Source organism: Rhodobacter viridis (genome assembly GCF_003217355.1).
In the GTDB taxonomy this organism is placed as follows: domain Bacteria; phylum Pseudomonadota; class Alphaproteobacteria; order Rhodobacterales; family Rhodobacteraceae; genus Rhodobacter; species Rhodobacter viridis.
In genome coordinates this window covers 316,587-329,830 of sequence record NZ_QJTK01000003.1, presented here as the reverse complement: position 1 = coordinate 329,830, position 13,244 = coordinate 316,587, and the positions used below count along the sequence as shown (strand labels likewise).

Here is a 13,244-nt window from a genome sequence, read left to right as displayed (position 1 = left end):
TCAGGTTAACGGCGACGCAACAGTCCGCCCTCAGCCCTCGGGCTTGGCCGGGTCGCGGTAGACGCCCTGTTCCTTCAGCGCGTCGGTCACTTCCTTGGGCATGTAGTTTTCGTCATGCTTGGCGAGGATTTCCCGCGCGATGAAGGTCTCGCCCTGCATCTCGCCGGTGCCGACCATGCCCTTGCCCTCGCCAAAGAGGTCGGGCAGCACGCCGGTGAACTTGACCGGGACCGAGGCGCCGCCATCAGTGACCTTGAAGGTGATCTCCTCGCCCTGCCCGCGCACCAGCGTGCCGGTTTCGACCAGACCGCCCAGACGGAAGACCTCGCCCGGTTTCGGCGGCTCGGCCAGAACCTGGCTCGGCGCGCGGAAGAAGTTGATGCCGTCGCGCATGCCATAGCCGATCAGCGCGGTCGAGAGCGCCAGCGCCACCCCCGCCACCGCCAGAATCTGGATGCGCCGCGTCTTCTTGAGGTTCTTCATCGTCGTGCCTTTGCCTTACGGGAAGACCGGGGCCAGCATCAGCCCCATGGTTTCGGGCAGGCCCAGCATCAGGTTGGCGTTCTGGATCGCCTGCCCCGAGGAGCCCTTGGTGAGGTTGTCGAGCGCGACGGTGACGACGGCGCGGCCCGGCAGCCGATCGCCGATCACGCCGACATGGACGAAGTTCGACCCGGCGATCGAGCGGGTCGAGGCGAGCTGGCCAAAGGGCAGCACCTCAAGGAACACCTCGGTCTCATAGCGCTTGGCCAGCGCCGCGTGGATGTCGGCAGGCGTGCCGCGGACATAGACGGTGGCGAGGATCCCGCGGTTGAAGGGCATCAGATGGGGGGTGAACTGCACCCGCACCGCGCGGCCCGCAACCTTGGAAAACTCCTGGTCGAACTCGCCCAAGTGCCGGTGCTTGCCGCCCGCCGAATAGGGCATCGTGCCGCCCGCAAGCTCCGCATGCAGCAGGTTTTCCTTCAGCGAGCGCCCCGCCCCCGAAACCCCGGCCTTAAGGTCGATGACGATCTCGTCAAGGTCGATCACCCCCGCCTCGATCAGCGGGCGGATCGCATATTGCCCGGCCGCCGCATTGCAGCCCGTGCCCGCGCAGAGCCGCGCGGTTTTCAGCTCTTCGCGGTAGAACTCGGTCAGCCCGTAGACCGCCTCGGCCTGCAGATCCATCGCCGCATGCGGCTTGCCATACCATTTTTCATATTCCGCCGCGTCGCGCAGCCGGAAGTCGGCGGAGAGATCCACCACCTTCAGATCGCGCGGCAATTCGGCGATCACCGCCTGCGAGGTCGCATGCGGCAGCGCGCAGAAAGCGAGATCGACGGCGGAAAAATCGATGTCCTCGATCTTCACCAGATCGGGCAGCCCCATGTGGCGCAGATGCGGGAAGACCTCGCCCATCCTCATCCCGGCTTTTCGGTCGCCCGAAAGCGCGACGATCTCCATTTCGGGATGGGTCGCGATGATGCGGGCAAGCTCGGCTCCGGTGTAGCCCGAAGCCCCGAGGATGGCGATTTTCTGGGTCATTGTCGTCTCCGCAATTGTCGCCCCGTCCTGCCTCAGGCTAAGGTGTCGCGCAAGCAAAGTTTGCGCGAGGGTTTTGATGACGAAAGCGTGGCATTACGCATGGGCCGGCAAAAGCGAAGGCCCGGTGGACGATCTGGCGATCCGCGATCTGATCCGGGCGGGCCGGATCAAGGCCGATACATTGATCTGGAGCGAGGGCATGGCAGATTGGCAAAGGGCCGATCTGCACTTCCCCTTTGCGCCGCCCCCGCTGACGACGGCCATGCCGCCGCTGCCGCAAGGCGCCCGGATGCCACCGCAATTGGCCCGGGACGGCGGTCAGGGCGCCGCCCCACCGCGCGATTTCGGCGAGGCGATCAAGGTCTGTTTCACGAAATACGCCACCTTCAAGGGCCGGGCGAGCCGCTCGGAATATTGGTGGTTCTTCCTGTTTTGCCTGATCCTCGGTTTCGCTGGCGGATTTCTGGAGGGGATCATGGGCCGCGATGGCGCGGCGCTGAGCGGGATTGCCTCGCTTGCGACCTTCCTGCCCTCGCTCTCCGTCACGGTGCGGCGCCTGCATGACACCGACCGGTCGGGCTGGTGGATTGGCGGCTTTTATCTGGCGATGATCCCGGTCGGCGTGATCATCGGCCTTGTCGCGGCGGCGGCCGATGCGGCGGGCACGAACGACCCTGCGGTTGGCATCGGCCTGATGGGGCTGATCATGCTGCTGCTGTTCGGCTATTCGATTGCCGTCCTCGTGTTCCTGTGCTCGCGCGGCACGCCGGGGCCGAACCGTTTCGGCTGATTTCCCGCCAGATCAAAGGTTTAGACATGTCGTACGCATGGCATTACGCACAGGACGGCAAAGCGCTTGGTCCGGTCGGAGAACCCGGGCTGCGCGCGCTGATCGTGGCGGGAACGGTGACGCCCGAAACGCTGGTCTGGCGGAACGGGCTGGCGGGCTGGGAGCCTGCCGGGCAGCATCTGAGCTTTGCGCCACCGGCGCCCATGCCTCCGGAGGTCGAGGCAGCGGCCGAAGACCAATCCAGCGGCCCGCGCTATACCGAGCCGACCGGCCGCACGCCCGGAGACTGGGTGGCCCGTGCCCGCGCAAAGGCCGCTGCGGACGGCCCATGGCAGGACCAGACGCAGGGCACAGCGCAGACGCGAGCCGCGACTGGGGGATGGTCGAGCGGCGCCGGATCGTCGGCGCGCCTCGGCCCGGACGGGCTTTACATCGGCGCCCCCTCGCGCGGCCCGATCGAGGCGATCCTTGTCTGCCTGTCGAAATTCGTGAGCTTCTCTGGCCGTGCCAGCCGCTCGGAATATTGGTGGTTCATGGTCGCCTGCGGTCTGTTCAACGTGCCAATGAGCCTGTTTGCCGGGCTTGGCCTGCCGTCTGTCATCACCATCGGCGGGCTGTTCTCGCTTGTGCTGGTTCTTCCGATGATCGCGGTGACGGTGCGGCGGCTGCATGACATCGACCGGTCGGGCTGGTGGGTGGCCGGCTCGTTCCTGACGACGGTGCTCAGCGGCTTTGCCAGCGTGTCAGCGATCATCGCCGCCATGTCGTCCACCAGCGACCCCGAACAGGCGCTGGCCGCGATGAAGGCGATGTTTCTGGTGATCTATGGCATCACCGGGCTTTACGGGGTTTTGATGTTCGTCTTCCTGTGCAGCCGCGGCACGCCCGGGCCGAACCGCTTCGGCTGAGGCTCAGGCGGCTTCGAACTTGATCTGGTGACGCAGGAATTGCGTCGCATGGGTCGAGACCGAGGCCGGATCACCGGTCGTGATGAATTTCGACACCGTGCCCTTGCCGACGAAGTCCGGCTTGCGGGCCAGATAATCGGCGAGGCTTTCCGCCACCAGATTGGCCTGGGAATAGACCTTGACCTGCGGGCCAAGCGCCTCCTGAAAGGTCTTCTGCATCAAGGGGTAATGCGTGCAGCCCAGAATCGCCGCCTCGGGATGCGGCATCCGGCGCTTGAGCGCCTCGACATGGCTTTTCACCAGCGCTTCGGCAAGGATCTCATCGCCCGCCTCGATCGCATCGACAACGCCGCCGCAGGGCTGCGCTTCGACATCCACCCCGATCGCGCGGTAGGCCAGTTCGCGCTGGAAGGCGCGCGAGGCGACCGTGGCCGGGGTCGCAAACAGCGCCACATGCTTCACCGCCACTTCGCGCGGCGGGCTGTTGTCGCCCCATTGCCGTTCGGTCAGCGCCTCGATCAGCGGCACGAAGACACCCAGAACCCGCTTGTCTTTCGGGATCCAATGTTCCTGCATCTTCTTCAGCGCCGCGGCCGAGGCGGTGTTGCAGGCCAGAATCACCAGATCGCAACCCTCGTCCCAAAGCCGCGAGACGCCCTTGCAGGTCAGGTCGTAGATGTCATCGGGGGTGCGCACGCCATAGGGCGCATGGGCGTTGTCGCCGTAATAGACGAAGGCCACCTCGGGCAGCCGCTTCGAGACCGCTTCATAGACCGTCAGACCACCCAGCCCACTGTCGAAAACACCAACCGCCATGTCTGCCTCTCCGCCCTTTGCGTCTTCAACGCCCTTTTCTTGGTTCTAAGCCTCTCGGCTGCGAAAAGAAACGCCTATTGCGCGAGCAGCCGCGGCCGGGATGCCTGCACGGATGCACAAAAGTCGCTGCGACAACAAAGTTTATGCGCTAACAGCGAATTTCGCCGAAAGCCGTTTGGCAAGGGGCGCTGATTTAGGTATGCAACCTGCGCAGAACAGGTATGAGCAGGTGACGTCGTGAACGGCATGGACTGGGACAAGTTGCGCATCTTCCACGCGGTGGCGGATGCCGGGTCGTTGACCCATGCGGGCGATGCGCTGCACCTGTCGCAATCGGCCGTCAGCCGTCAGATCCGCGCGCTGGAAGAATCGCTTGGCACCACCCTCTTTCACCGCCACGCCCGCGGCCTGATCCTGACCGAGCAGGGGGAACTCCTGTTCGACGCCACCTCGACGATGGCGAAGAAACTCGACGCCGCCGCCGCGCGCATCCGCGACAGCGAGGAAGAGGTCTTCGGCGAACTCAAGGTCACGACGACGGTCGGCTTCGGCACGATGTGGCTCGCACCGCGTCTGGTGAAGCTTTACGACCGCTACCCGGATCTGAAAATCGACCTTCTGCTGGAAGAGCGCGTGCTGGATCTGCCGATGCGCGAAGCCGATGTGGCGATCCGGATGAAGGAACCGGCGCAGGCCGACCTGATCCGCAAGCGGTTGATCAATATCCGCATGCGGCTTTACGCGACGCCCGAATATCTTGCCCGCGCCGGTCGCCCGGAGCGGATCGAGGACATGTCGAAACACCGGCTGATCTGCCAGAACCCGGCCACGCCGCAGGTGCAGGCGGGGGCGCAGCTGACGCAAAGCGTGATGGCGCATGGCGTGCCCTCGACGCTGATGGTGAACAACTATTTCGGCGTCCTGCAGGGCGTTCTGAACCATATCGGCGTCGGCGTGCTGCCCGATTACCTGACCGCCGACTTCCCCTATCTCGAGCGCGTCCTGCCTGTGGTCGAGTCGGTCGAAGTGCCGGTCTTTCTGGCCTATCCCGAGGAACTGCGCTCCTCGCGCCGGGTCAACGCCTTCCGCGATTTCGTGCAGGAAGAAATCCTCGCCTATCGCCGCGGACAGACGACCGATCCGGCCGCCGACTGAGCCTCAGCAAGAATGCAACCAAGAGGCGAGAAAAGACATTCGCCCAGCGCATACCGGCCATGCTGCATGCGCAGCATGATTCTCCTTGAACCGTTCTTACTCTGCCCATAAATCGGGCTTTGAAGGCGATGGCCTGCGGAAACGCGCATCACCTTCTACCTCCCTGTTGGACTAAGGCCGAGCTTGTCTCGGCCCTTTTTTTATTCCGGGGGCCCATGTCGCTTTGAGTTAAGCGCATGTCGCTTTGCGTCGCTCTCGCCCATTGCGTGCATAGGCGCCCCCCGGCCGCGGCAAAAACCGCGCGCAGGCCCTGCTCTCCCCTTTCCCGACCGGCCCCGATGTTCTAAGGGAAACGCAACCAGCCGATGCCGGAGGAGCCGATGACCGAGCCGCAGATCACCCCCGACCTGATTGCCGCCCATGGGCTCAAACCGGATGAATATCAGCGCATCCTCGAGATCATCGGCCGCGAGCCGACCTTCACCGAGTTGGGCATCTTCTCGGCGATGTGGAACGAGCATTGCTCCTACAAATCGTCCAAGGTCTGGCTGCGCACGCTGCACACCACCGGCCCGCAAGTGATCTGCGGCCCGGGCGAGAACGCGGGCGTCGTCGATATCGGCGACGGTCAGGCGATCATCTTCAAGATGGAAAGCCACAACCACCCCTCCTACATCGAACCGCACCAAGGCGCGGCGACCGGTGTGGGCGGCATCCTGCGCGATGTCTTCACGATGGGCGCGCGGCCGATCGCGGCGATGGACAGCCTGAGCTTCGGCGTGCCCAGCCATCCGAAAACGCCGCATCTGGTCAAGGGCGTGGTCGAGGGCGTGGGCGGCTATGGCAACTGCTTCGGCGTGCCGAACGTCGGCGGCGAAGTGCGCTTCCACAAAAGCTACAACGGCAACTGCCTTGTGAACGCTTTCGCGGCGGGCCTCGCGCAGACCGACAACATCTTCTACTGCGCCGCCTCGGGCGTCGGCATGCCGGTCGTGTACCTTGGGGCCAAGACCGGCCGGGATGGCGTCGGTGGCGCCACGATGGCCTCGGCAGAATTCGACGACACGATCGAGGAAAAACGCCCGACCGTGCAAGTCGGCGACCCCTTCACCGAGAAATGCCTGATGGAAGCCTGCATGGAGCTGATGCAGACCGACGCGGTGATCTCGATTCAGGACATGGGGGCTGCGGGCCTGACCTGTTCGGCGGTGGAGATGGGCGACAAGGGCGGGCTTGGCATCAAGCTCATTCTCGACGCCGTGCCGCAGCGCGAAAAGAACATGAACGCCTATGAGATGATGCTGTCCGAGAGTCAGGAGCGGATGCTCATGGTGCTCAAGCCCGAGAAAGAGGCCGAAGCCCGGGCGATCTTCGAGAAATGGGATCTGGATTTCGCCATCGTCGGCGAGACGATCGCCGAAGACCGCTTCCTGATCCTGCACAAGGACGAGGTGAAAGCCGATCTGCCGCTGTCGAAACTGTCGTCGGCGGCGCCGGAATACAACCGTCCGTGGGTGGAAACGCCTGCCGCCGCGCCCCTGGGCGCGCTGCCGCAGATCACCCCGATCGCCGGTCTGAAAGCGCTGATCGGCTCGCCGAACTATGCCGCGAAGAACTGGGTGTTCGAGCAATATGACACGCAGGTGATGGGCGATACCGTCCGCCGTCCGGGTCTGGGCGCTGGCGTCGTGCGCATTCACGGCACCAACAAGGCGGTGGCCTTCACCTCGGACGTGACGCCGCGTTACGTGAAGGCGAACCCGTTCGAGGGCGGCAAGCAGGCGGTGGCGGAAGCCTATCGCAACCTCTCGGCCGTGGGCGCGCTGCCGCTGGCGACGACCGACAACCTGAACTTCGGCAACCCCGAGAAACCCGAGATCATGGGCCAGTTCGTCGGCGCGATCAAAGGCATCGGCGAGGCCTGCAAGGCGCTCGACTTCCCGATCGTCTCGGGCAACGTCTCGCTTTACAACGAGACCGACGGTTCGGGCATCCTGCCGACGCCGACGATCGGGGCCGTCGGCCTCTTGAAATCGCTCGACGATCTGATCGGCGGGCTGCCGGACGCGGGCGACATCGCGCTGGTGATCGGCGTCACGCATGGGCATCTGGGGCAATCGGCGCTGGCCGCCGAGGCCTTCGGGATCGAAGAGGGCGACGCGCCGCCGGTCGATCTGGCCGACGAGCGCAAGCACGGCGAATTCATCCGCGCCAATGGCCGGATGCTGAAAGCCGCGGCCGACCTGAGCGATGGCGGTCTGGCGCTCGCCGCCTTCGAAATGGCGGAAGCGGCCGGGCTTGGTGTCTGCCTCGACAGCGGCGACATCGCGCAGCTTTTCGGCGAAGATCAGGCCCGCTATCTCGTCGCCTGCGACGAAGCGGGGGCCGAGGCGCTTGAAGCCGCGGCCAAGGCGGCTGGTGTGCCCCTTTATCGCGTTGGCGTCTTTGGCGGCGACACCGTGGCCTTCGGCTCCGATGCTGCGCCGATGGCCGAGCTGAGCACGCTTTACCGCACCGCCTTCGCCGCGGCCGTCGAAGGCTGAGGGCGGGCCGATGGCCCGGCTTGCCTCGATCTCGCTGATCGTCGGCCCACATCAGACCGGGGCGCCTCTCTTGCAGGAGGCGTTCCTTGCCGCCCGTGAGCCGCTCCGGACCGAGGGCGTGGGGGTGATTTCCGGCGCCGAGGTGCGCGATCATCTGCGCCTTGCGCTGCAACCCGAGGGCCGCTCCGCGACCGAGGTGAAGGCCCTGACCCGGGCCGCGCTTGACCGGCTGTGCCCCGGCGCCCGGCATGTGGTGGTGATCGAGGAAAACACCCTTGGCACGCTGGCCCGGCCGCAGTTTCTGGGCGAAACCGGCATCCTCTATCCCTTCGCGGCCAAGCGTCTGCGCGATGCGCTCGCGGCCTTTGGCGGCGCCGAAGTGCGGGTGGGGCTGGCGATCCGTCATCCGGCCAGCTTCCTGCCCGCCTGCTGGGCCGAGCAACTGCGGCTAGCGCCCTGGCAGAGCTTTGACGACTTCGCCGCCGCCCTGCCCCCGGCGGGGGTACGTTGGCTCTGGCTCGTCAACCGGATGCTGCCGGTCTGTTCGACGCTGACACTTTGGTCCGAGGAAGATCTGGCCGCCCTGCGCCCGCAACTGATCGACTGGGCCACCGGGCTGCGCGGCTTCGGCGCGCGCCTTTCCCTGCCCGATCTGCCCCCGGCCGCGCCGCTCTCGCACCGCGCGATCACCCAGCTGCATGCCCGCATGGCCGAAGACCCCGGCGCCGATTATCGCCTGCTTCTGCGTCGCGCCCGGGCCGCCGCCCGCCAGCAGCCCGACCTGCCCGCCTTCGCCCCCTGGAGCGCCGAGGACCGCGCCGCCTTCGATCGCTTCCATGCCGAAGACCTGCGCGATCTCGCCGCCCTGCCTGCGGTGACCCGGCTTTCGCCGCGTTGACCGACTTGGCACGCCCGGCGGGTGCTTGGCCCTTGTCGCCTGTGCGCCCGCAGCTTAGATTGATCCCAGAACAAGGAGTTGCCCATGCCGATGGAAGCCAGTGACATCGAAGCCCTGATCCGCGCCGGGTTTCCCGATGCGAAGATCACCATCACCGACCTTGCCGGCGACGGCAACCATTGGGGCGCCGAAGTGATCGATGCCTCGTTCAAGGGGCTGAACCGGGTGCAGCAGCAACGCGCCGTCTTCGCCACGCTGAAAGGCGCGATGGACGGGCCGAATGCGCCGCTCCATGCCCTTGCCCTGACCACCAAGGCTGAATGAACCGCAGCGCAAGCGTTTCTTAGAAAGGACCCCTCGCATGACCGCACTTGACCAGATCAAGGCCGATATCGCCGGAAACGATGTCATCCTTTACATGAAGGGCACGAAGGAAATGCCGCAATGCGGGTTTTCGAGCCGCGTCGCGGGCGTGCTGAACTACCTCGGCGTGACCTACAAGGATGTCAACGTGCTGGCCGATCAGGACGTGCGGCAGGGCATCAAGGATTACTCCGACTGGCCGACGATCCCGCAGCTTTACGTCAAGGGCGACTTCGTCGGCGGCTGCGATATCGTCACCGAGATGATGCTCTCGGGCGAGCTCGACAAGCTCTTCGACGACAAGGGCATCGCCTATGACAAGGGCCGGGCCGACCAGATCCGCTCTGCCAACGCCTGAGGCGACAAAGACGCGAAAGCCCCGCTTTGCGGGGCTTTTTCATTTTCGGGACTTTCAGAGTTTTGCGAAAAAGGGATCGATATCCCAATACGCCAGCAGATCGCTGGCCCTTTCCCGGGCCATGCCCAGAAGTTGCATCGCATAGACATCCATGCTGACGAGCGCCGCCAGCCGGTAGCCCTGCATCGCCGCATCGCGGGCGGGACTGGCTTCGGTGAAAGAGGTCTCGATCGCCGAGGCCGCAGAGACAAGCGCGAAGCCCAGTTCCAGCGGCGGCTCTTCGGGCCACTGCTCGACCATCTCGCGCACAAGGCTGCGCCAGGAGTCATCCGCCCGCAGCAGCCGTTCGATGGCAAACGCCACCCGTTCCTCGATTCGCAAAGACATCATTGTCATGATCACCTCAAAGAATGTCAGCTTGCCCAAATCCGGCCATCCCACAATGCCCTCTCCTCATTTTTCCCCAGCTTTCGGGGGCACAAGGTGAAGACCGGCGGGCTTTGGCCGATCAGCCAGACGTTGAAGCCGGGGGCGGCAACCGATAGCCTGCACGAACACAACGACAGGCCTGCCATGACCGATCCGCATCTTCGCAATCCGGGCATCTCCCTCGACCGCAGCTGGTTCGAGGAGATCACCATCAATACCCCCGCCGCCGAAGCGCGTGCCGCGCATCTGGGGACCAGCCGGTCGCTGAAGAAGGAGTGGCAGGCGGCCTGGCTGGTGAATGCGATCCGCTGCATGGACCTCACGACGCTTGCGGGCGATGATACCGAGGCGCGGGTGGCACGGCTTTGCGCCAAGGCGCGGGCGCCGCTGGCCGATCACATCCTGACCGGGCTGGGGCTTGAGGGCCTGACGACCGGGGCCGTCTGCGTCTATCCGACGATGGTGGCCGCGGCGGTCAAGGCCTTGCAGGGGACGGCAATTCCCGTGGCCTCGGTGGCAACGGGCTTTCCCGCCGGGCTGATGCCCTTGCCGCTGCGGTTGGCCGAAATCCGTTACGCGGTCGATCAGGGCGCCGCCGAAATCGACATCGTGATTTCGCGGGCGCTCGCGCTGCGGGGTGACTGGGCGCAGCTGCATGACGAGATCGCCGCGATGCGCGAAGCCTGCGGGGCGGCGCATATGAAGGCGATTCTGGCGACGGGCGATCTGCAGACGCTGTCAAACGTCTACAAGACCTCGATGGTGGCGATGCAGGCAGGCGCCGATTTCATCAAGACCTCGACCGGCAAGGAAGGCGTGAATGCCACCCTGCCGGTGTCGCTGACGATGGTGCGCGCTGCGCGTGACTATGGCGCGCGGACAGGGGTGAAGATCGGCTTCAAGCCCGCGGGCGGGATGAAGACGGCCAAGGATGCGCTGAACTGGCAGATCCTGATAAAGGAGGAGCTGGGCACCGACTGGCTCAAGCCGGATCTGTTCCGTCTGGGCGCCTCCTCGATGCTGGGCGATATCGAACGCCAGCTCGAAACCCATGTCACCGGCCGCTATGCCGCCAGCCACCGCCACGCGCTTGCCTGAGGGAAAGATGCCTTCCGTGAACGACATCCTGACGACGATGGAGTATGGCCCCTCGCCCGAGGCGACGGGCGAGGTGAGCGCCTGGCTGAAGGCGCGCGGGCGCTTTGGCCTGCTGATCGACGGGGCGATGACCGCGCCCGGGCCGGGATTTGCGACGCAGAACCCGGCCACGGGCGAGACCCTGGCCGAGGCGACACAGGCAACCGCGGCCGATGTGGCCGCCGCCGTCGCCGCCGCGCGGGCCGCCGCCCCCGGCTGGGCCGCCCTTTCCGGCCATGAGCGGGCAAAATGGCTCTATGCCATTGCCCGCAATCTGCAGAAACGCGAGGCGTTTTTCCGGGTTCTGGAAGTTCTGGACACCGGGAAACCGATCCGCGAGACCCGCGACATCGACCTGCCGCTCGCCATCCGTCACTTCTACCACCACGCCGGTTGGGCCGAGCTTAGCACCGACGATTTCCCCGGCCATGCGCCCCTTGGCACCGTCGGCGCGATCATCCCGTGGAACTTCCCGCTGCTGATGCTCGCGTGGAAAGTCGCCCCGGCACTGGCCGCGGGCAATACGGTGGTTCTGAAACCGGCCGAGGAAACCCCGCTCACCGCGCTCGCCTTTGCCGAGATGTGCCTTGAACTCGGCCTGCCGCCGGGCGTCCTGAACATCGTCACCGGCGACGGCACCACCGGGGCCGCCTTGGCCACCAGCGCCGTCGACAAGATCGCCTTCACCGGCTCGACCGAGGTCGGGCGCAGCTTGCGTCAGGCCACGGCAGGGTCGGGCAAGGCGCTGACGCTGGAACTGGGCGGCAAGTCGCCCTTCCTCGTCTTCGCCGACGCCGATCTCGACGCCGCGATCGAGGGGGTCGTCGCCGCGGTCTGGACCAATCAGGGGCAGATCTGCTCGGCCGGGTCGCGGATCTTCGTCGCCGAGACCGTGGCGGAGCGCTTCACCGACAAGCTGATCGCGCGGTTCGACAAGCTGCGTCTGGGCGATCCGCTCGACAAGGGCACGGATATCGGCGCGGTGATCTCACCGGCGCAGCGCGACCGTATCCAGTCCCTCGTGGCCCGCGGCGTCGCGGCAGGCGCACGGCTGGTGCACTCCTCCGCCCCCCTGCCCGCACAGGGCAGCTTCGTCGCCCCGGGCCTGCTCCTTGAGGCGCAGCCGACCAACCCCTGCATGATCGAGGAAATCTTCGGCCCGATCGCGACGCTCGCCACCTTCCGCACGCCGAGCGAGGCGGTCGAGCTGGCCAATGCCAGCCGCTACGGGCTTGCCGCCTCGATCTGGTCTGAAAACGTGACGCTGGCGCAGGATGTGGCGGCGAAACTGGTCGCCGGAACGGTCTGGATCAACAGCCACACCCTTTTCGACGCCGCCGCCCCCTTTGGCGGCATGCGCGAAAGCGGCTTTGGCCGCGAGGGCGGGCGCGAGGGTCTGCGCGCGTACCTGCGCCCCGCCGCGACCCCCGCCCTGACCGAGGCCCCGGCGCCCGATTTCAATGCCGCCCCCTGCCCCGAGCCGGCCCAGCCGCAGGCCATCGACCGCACGGCGAAGCTTTACATCGGCGGCGCGCAGAAACGCCCCGATGGCGGGCAGAGCTGGCGCGTCACCCATCAGGGCCGCGAGATCGGCCTTGCCCCCCTTGGCGGGCGCAAGGACATCCGCAATGCGGTCGAGGCCGCGCACAAGGCCGCGGGCTGGTCCAAGATGACCGGCCACGCCCGGGCGCAGGTGCTCTACTTCCTCGCCGAGAACCTCTCGCTGCGGGCGGCGGAGTTCGAGGCCCGTCTAGCCGAGACCGGGCATGATCCCGCCGAGGTCGCGCAGACGATCCGCCTTGCCTTCCGCGCCGCCGCGCTGGCCGACAAGATCGCGGGCGAAGTGATCCAGACGAAGCCGCAGATGCTGACCCTGACCCGGCCCGAGCCCTGGGGCGTTCTGGGCATCGCCTGCGCCAACCGCCAACCGCTGCTGGGGCTGGCCGCGCTGGTGCTGCCCGCAATCGCGGCGGGCAATCGCGTCGTCGCGATCCCGGCGATGGTGCAGCCGCTTGTGGCGGCCGATTTCGCGCAGGTGCTCGATACCTCGGACGTGCCGGGCGGGGTGGTGAACCTGATCTGCGGCCCGCGCGACGATCTGGCGAAGGTGCTGGCACAACACGATGACGTGGCCGCGCTTTGGTATGCGGGCACGCCCGAAGGCGCCGCGAGGGTCGAGCGCGACAGCGCCGCCAACCTCAAGGCCACATGGTGCCCGACGGGTCGTGACTGGGCGGCACAGGATCTGCGCGAAACGCTCACGCAAGCCACGCAGACGAAAACCATCTGGGTGCCCTACGGCATGTGAAGCGAAAACCGC

13 protein-coding genes are annotated in these 13,244 nt (G+C 66.1%); 9 read left to right on the top strand and 4 right to left on the bottom strand.

The window, feature by feature from the left end; all coding sequences use genetic code 11:
• Nucleotides 1-30 precede the first annotated feature (30 nt).
• Together ccmE and argC are read right to left on the bottom strand one after the other, a co-directional pair.
• The gene (ccmE, locus tag C8J30_RS07070) at nt 31-483 is read right to left on the bottom strand and encodes a cytochrome c maturation protein CcmE (protein ID WP_110805000.1); all 453 of its coding nucleotides are present in this window, start codon (nt 481-483) and stop codon (nt 31-33) included.
• A 15-nt stretch (nt 484-498) separates the two neighbouring features.
• Complete coding sequence (gene argC, locus C8J30_RS07065) at nt 499-1,527, bottom strand: N-acetyl-gamma-glutamyl-phosphate reductase (RefSeq protein WP_110804999.1); 1,029 nt, start codon at nt 1,525-1,527, stop codon at nt 499-501.
• A 76-nt stretch (nt 1,528-1,603) separates the two neighbouring features.
• Between argC and C8J30_RS07060 the strand changes: the two genes are divergently transcribed.
• Both C8J30_RS07060 and C8J30_RS07055 read left to right on the top strand, forming a co-directional pair.
• Entirely contained in the window at nt 1,604-2,317 is a 714-nt protein-coding gene (locus C8J30_RS07060) for a DUF805 domain-containing protein (protein WP_181420800.1), read from the top strand.
• A gap of 26 nt (nt 2,318-2,343) precedes the next feature.
• Nucleotides 2,344-3,225: a DUF805 domain-containing protein gene (locus C8J30_RS07055; RefSeq protein ID WP_110804997.1), complete on the top strand. Its 882-nt coding sequence runs from the start codon at nt 2,344-2,346 to the stop codon at nt 3,223-3,225.
• 3 nt (nt 3,226-3,228) lie between these two features.
• On the opposite strand, the gene murI is transcribed toward C8J30_RS07055, so the two are convergent.
• Nucleotides 3,229-4,041 carry a glutamate racemase gene (gene murI, locus C8J30_RS07050; RefSeq protein ID WP_110804996.1) on the bottom strand — a complete coding sequence of 271 codons (813 nt, stop codon included), beginning with the start codon at nt 4,039-4,041 and terminating at the stop codon, nt 3,229-3,231.
• 246 nt (nt 4,042-4,287) lie between these two features.
• Here murI and C8J30_RS07045 point away from each other — a divergent pair, with 246 nt between their 5' ends.
• From C8J30_RS07045 to grxD, 5 genes are all read left to right on the top strand, one after another.
• Nucleotides 4,288-5,196, top strand: a complete 909-nt coding sequence (locus C8J30_RS07045) for a LysR family transcriptional regulator (RefSeq protein WP_110804995.1) — start codon at nt 4,288-4,290, stop codon at nt 5,194-5,196.
• Nucleotides 5,197-5,576: 380 nt separating this feature from the next.
• Nucleotides 5,577-7,739, top strand: a complete 2,163-nt coding sequence (purL, locus tag C8J30_RS07040) for a phosphoribosylformylglycinamidine synthase subunit PurL (protein WP_110805038.1) — start codon at nt 5,577-5,579, stop codon at nt 7,737-7,739.
• 10 nt (nt 7,740-7,749) lie between these two features.
• Entirely contained in the window at nt 7,750-8,637 is an 888-nt protein-coding gene (locus C8J30_RS07035) for a hypothetical protein (RefSeq protein ID WP_110804994.1), read from the top strand.
• Between the two features lie 84 nt (nt 8,638-8,721).
• Nucleotides 8,722-8,961 carry a BolA/IbaG family iron-sulfur metabolism protein gene (locus C8J30_RS07030; RefSeq protein ID WP_013066292.1) on the top strand — a complete coding sequence of 80 codons (240 nt, stop codon included), beginning with the start codon at nt 8,722-8,724 and terminating at the stop codon, nt 8,959-8,961.
• Nucleotides 8,962-8,998: 37 nt separating this feature from the next.
• On the top strand, nt 8,999-9,358 hold the full coding sequence (gene grxD, locus C8J30_RS07025) for a Grx4 family monothiol glutaredoxin (RefSeq protein ID WP_110804993.1): 360 nt from the start codon (nt 8,999-9,001) through the stop codon (nt 9,356-9,358).
• Between the two features lie 54 nt (nt 9,359-9,412).
• Here the strand turns inward: grxD and C8J30_RS07020 are convergent, their stop codons facing one another.
• Nucleotides 9,413-9,754, bottom strand: coding sequence for a hypothetical protein (locus C8J30_RS07020; RefSeq protein WP_146227873.1), 342 nt, complete (start codon nt 9,752-9,754; stop codon nt 9,413-9,415).
• A gap of 177 nt (nt 9,755-9,931) precedes the next feature.
• Here C8J30_RS07020 and deoC point away from each other — a divergent pair, with 177 nt between their 5' ends.
• Both deoC and C8J30_RS07010 read left to right on the top strand, forming a co-directional pair.
• On the top strand, nt 9,932-10,885 hold the full coding sequence (gene deoC, locus C8J30_RS07015; RefSeq protein WP_110805036.1) for a deoxyribose-phosphate aldolase: 954 nt from the start codon (nt 9,932-9,934) through the stop codon (nt 10,883-10,885).
• A 7-nt stretch (nt 10,886-10,892) separates the two neighbouring features.
• Nucleotides 10,893-13,232, top strand: a complete 2,340-nt coding sequence (locus tag C8J30_RS07010) for an aldehyde dehydrogenase family protein (RefSeq protein WP_110805037.1) — start codon at nt 10,893-10,895, stop codon at nt 13,230-13,232.
• Nucleotides 13,233-13,244: the final 12 nt, after the last annotated feature.

Excerpts from the sequence above, each read along its gene's own strand:
- ccmE (WP_110805000.1), bottom strand. The coding sequence starts at position 483 with ATGAAGAACCTCAAGAAGACGCGGCGCATCCAGATTCTGGCGGTGGCG.
- argC (WP_110804999.1), bottom strand. The coding sequence starts at position 1,527 with ATGACCCAGAAAATCGCCATCCTCGGGGCTTCGGGCTACACCGGAGCC.
- C8J30_RS07060 (WP_181420800.1), top strand. The coding sequence starts at position 1,604 with ATGACGAAAGCGTGGCATTACGCATGGGCCGGCAAAAGCGAAGGCCCG.
- C8J30_RS07055 (WP_110804997.1), top strand. The coding sequence starts at position 2,344 with ATGTCGTACGCATGGCATTACGCACAGGACGGCAAAGCGCTTGGTCCG.
- murI (WP_110804996.1), bottom strand. The coding sequence starts at position 4,041 with ATGGCGGTTGGTGTTTTCGACAGTGGGCTGGGTGGTCTGACGGTCTAT.
- C8J30_RS07045 (WP_110804995.1), top strand. The coding sequence starts at position 4,288 with ATGGACTGGGACAAGTTGCGCATCTTCCACGCGGTGGCGGATGCCGGG.
- purL (WP_110805038.1), top strand. The coding sequence starts at position 5,577 with ATGACCGAGCCGCAGATCACCCCCGACCTGATTGCCGCCCATGGGCTC.
- C8J30_RS07035 (WP_110804994.1), top strand. The coding sequence starts at position 7,750 with ATGGCCCGGCTTGCCTCGATCTCGCTGATCGTCGGCCCACATCAGACC.
- C8J30_RS07030 (WP_013066292.1), top strand. The coding sequence starts at position 8,722 with ATGCCGATGGAAGCCAGTGACATCGAAGCCCTGATCCGCGCCGGGTTT.
- grxD (WP_110804993.1), top strand. The coding sequence starts at position 8,999 with ATGACCGCACTTGACCAGATCAAGGCCGATATCGCCGGAAACGATGTC.
- C8J30_RS07020 (WP_146227873.1), bottom strand. The coding sequence starts at position 9,754 with ATGACAATGATGTCTTTGCGAATCGAGGAACGGGTGGCGTTTGCCATC.
- deoC (WP_110805036.1), top strand. The coding sequence starts at position 9,932 with ATGACCGATCCGCATCTTCGCAATCCGGGCATCTCCCTCGACCGCAGC.
- C8J30_RS07010 (WP_110805037.1), top strand. The coding sequence starts at position 10,893 with ATGCCTTCCGTGAACGACATCCTGACGACGATGGAGTATGGCCCCTCG.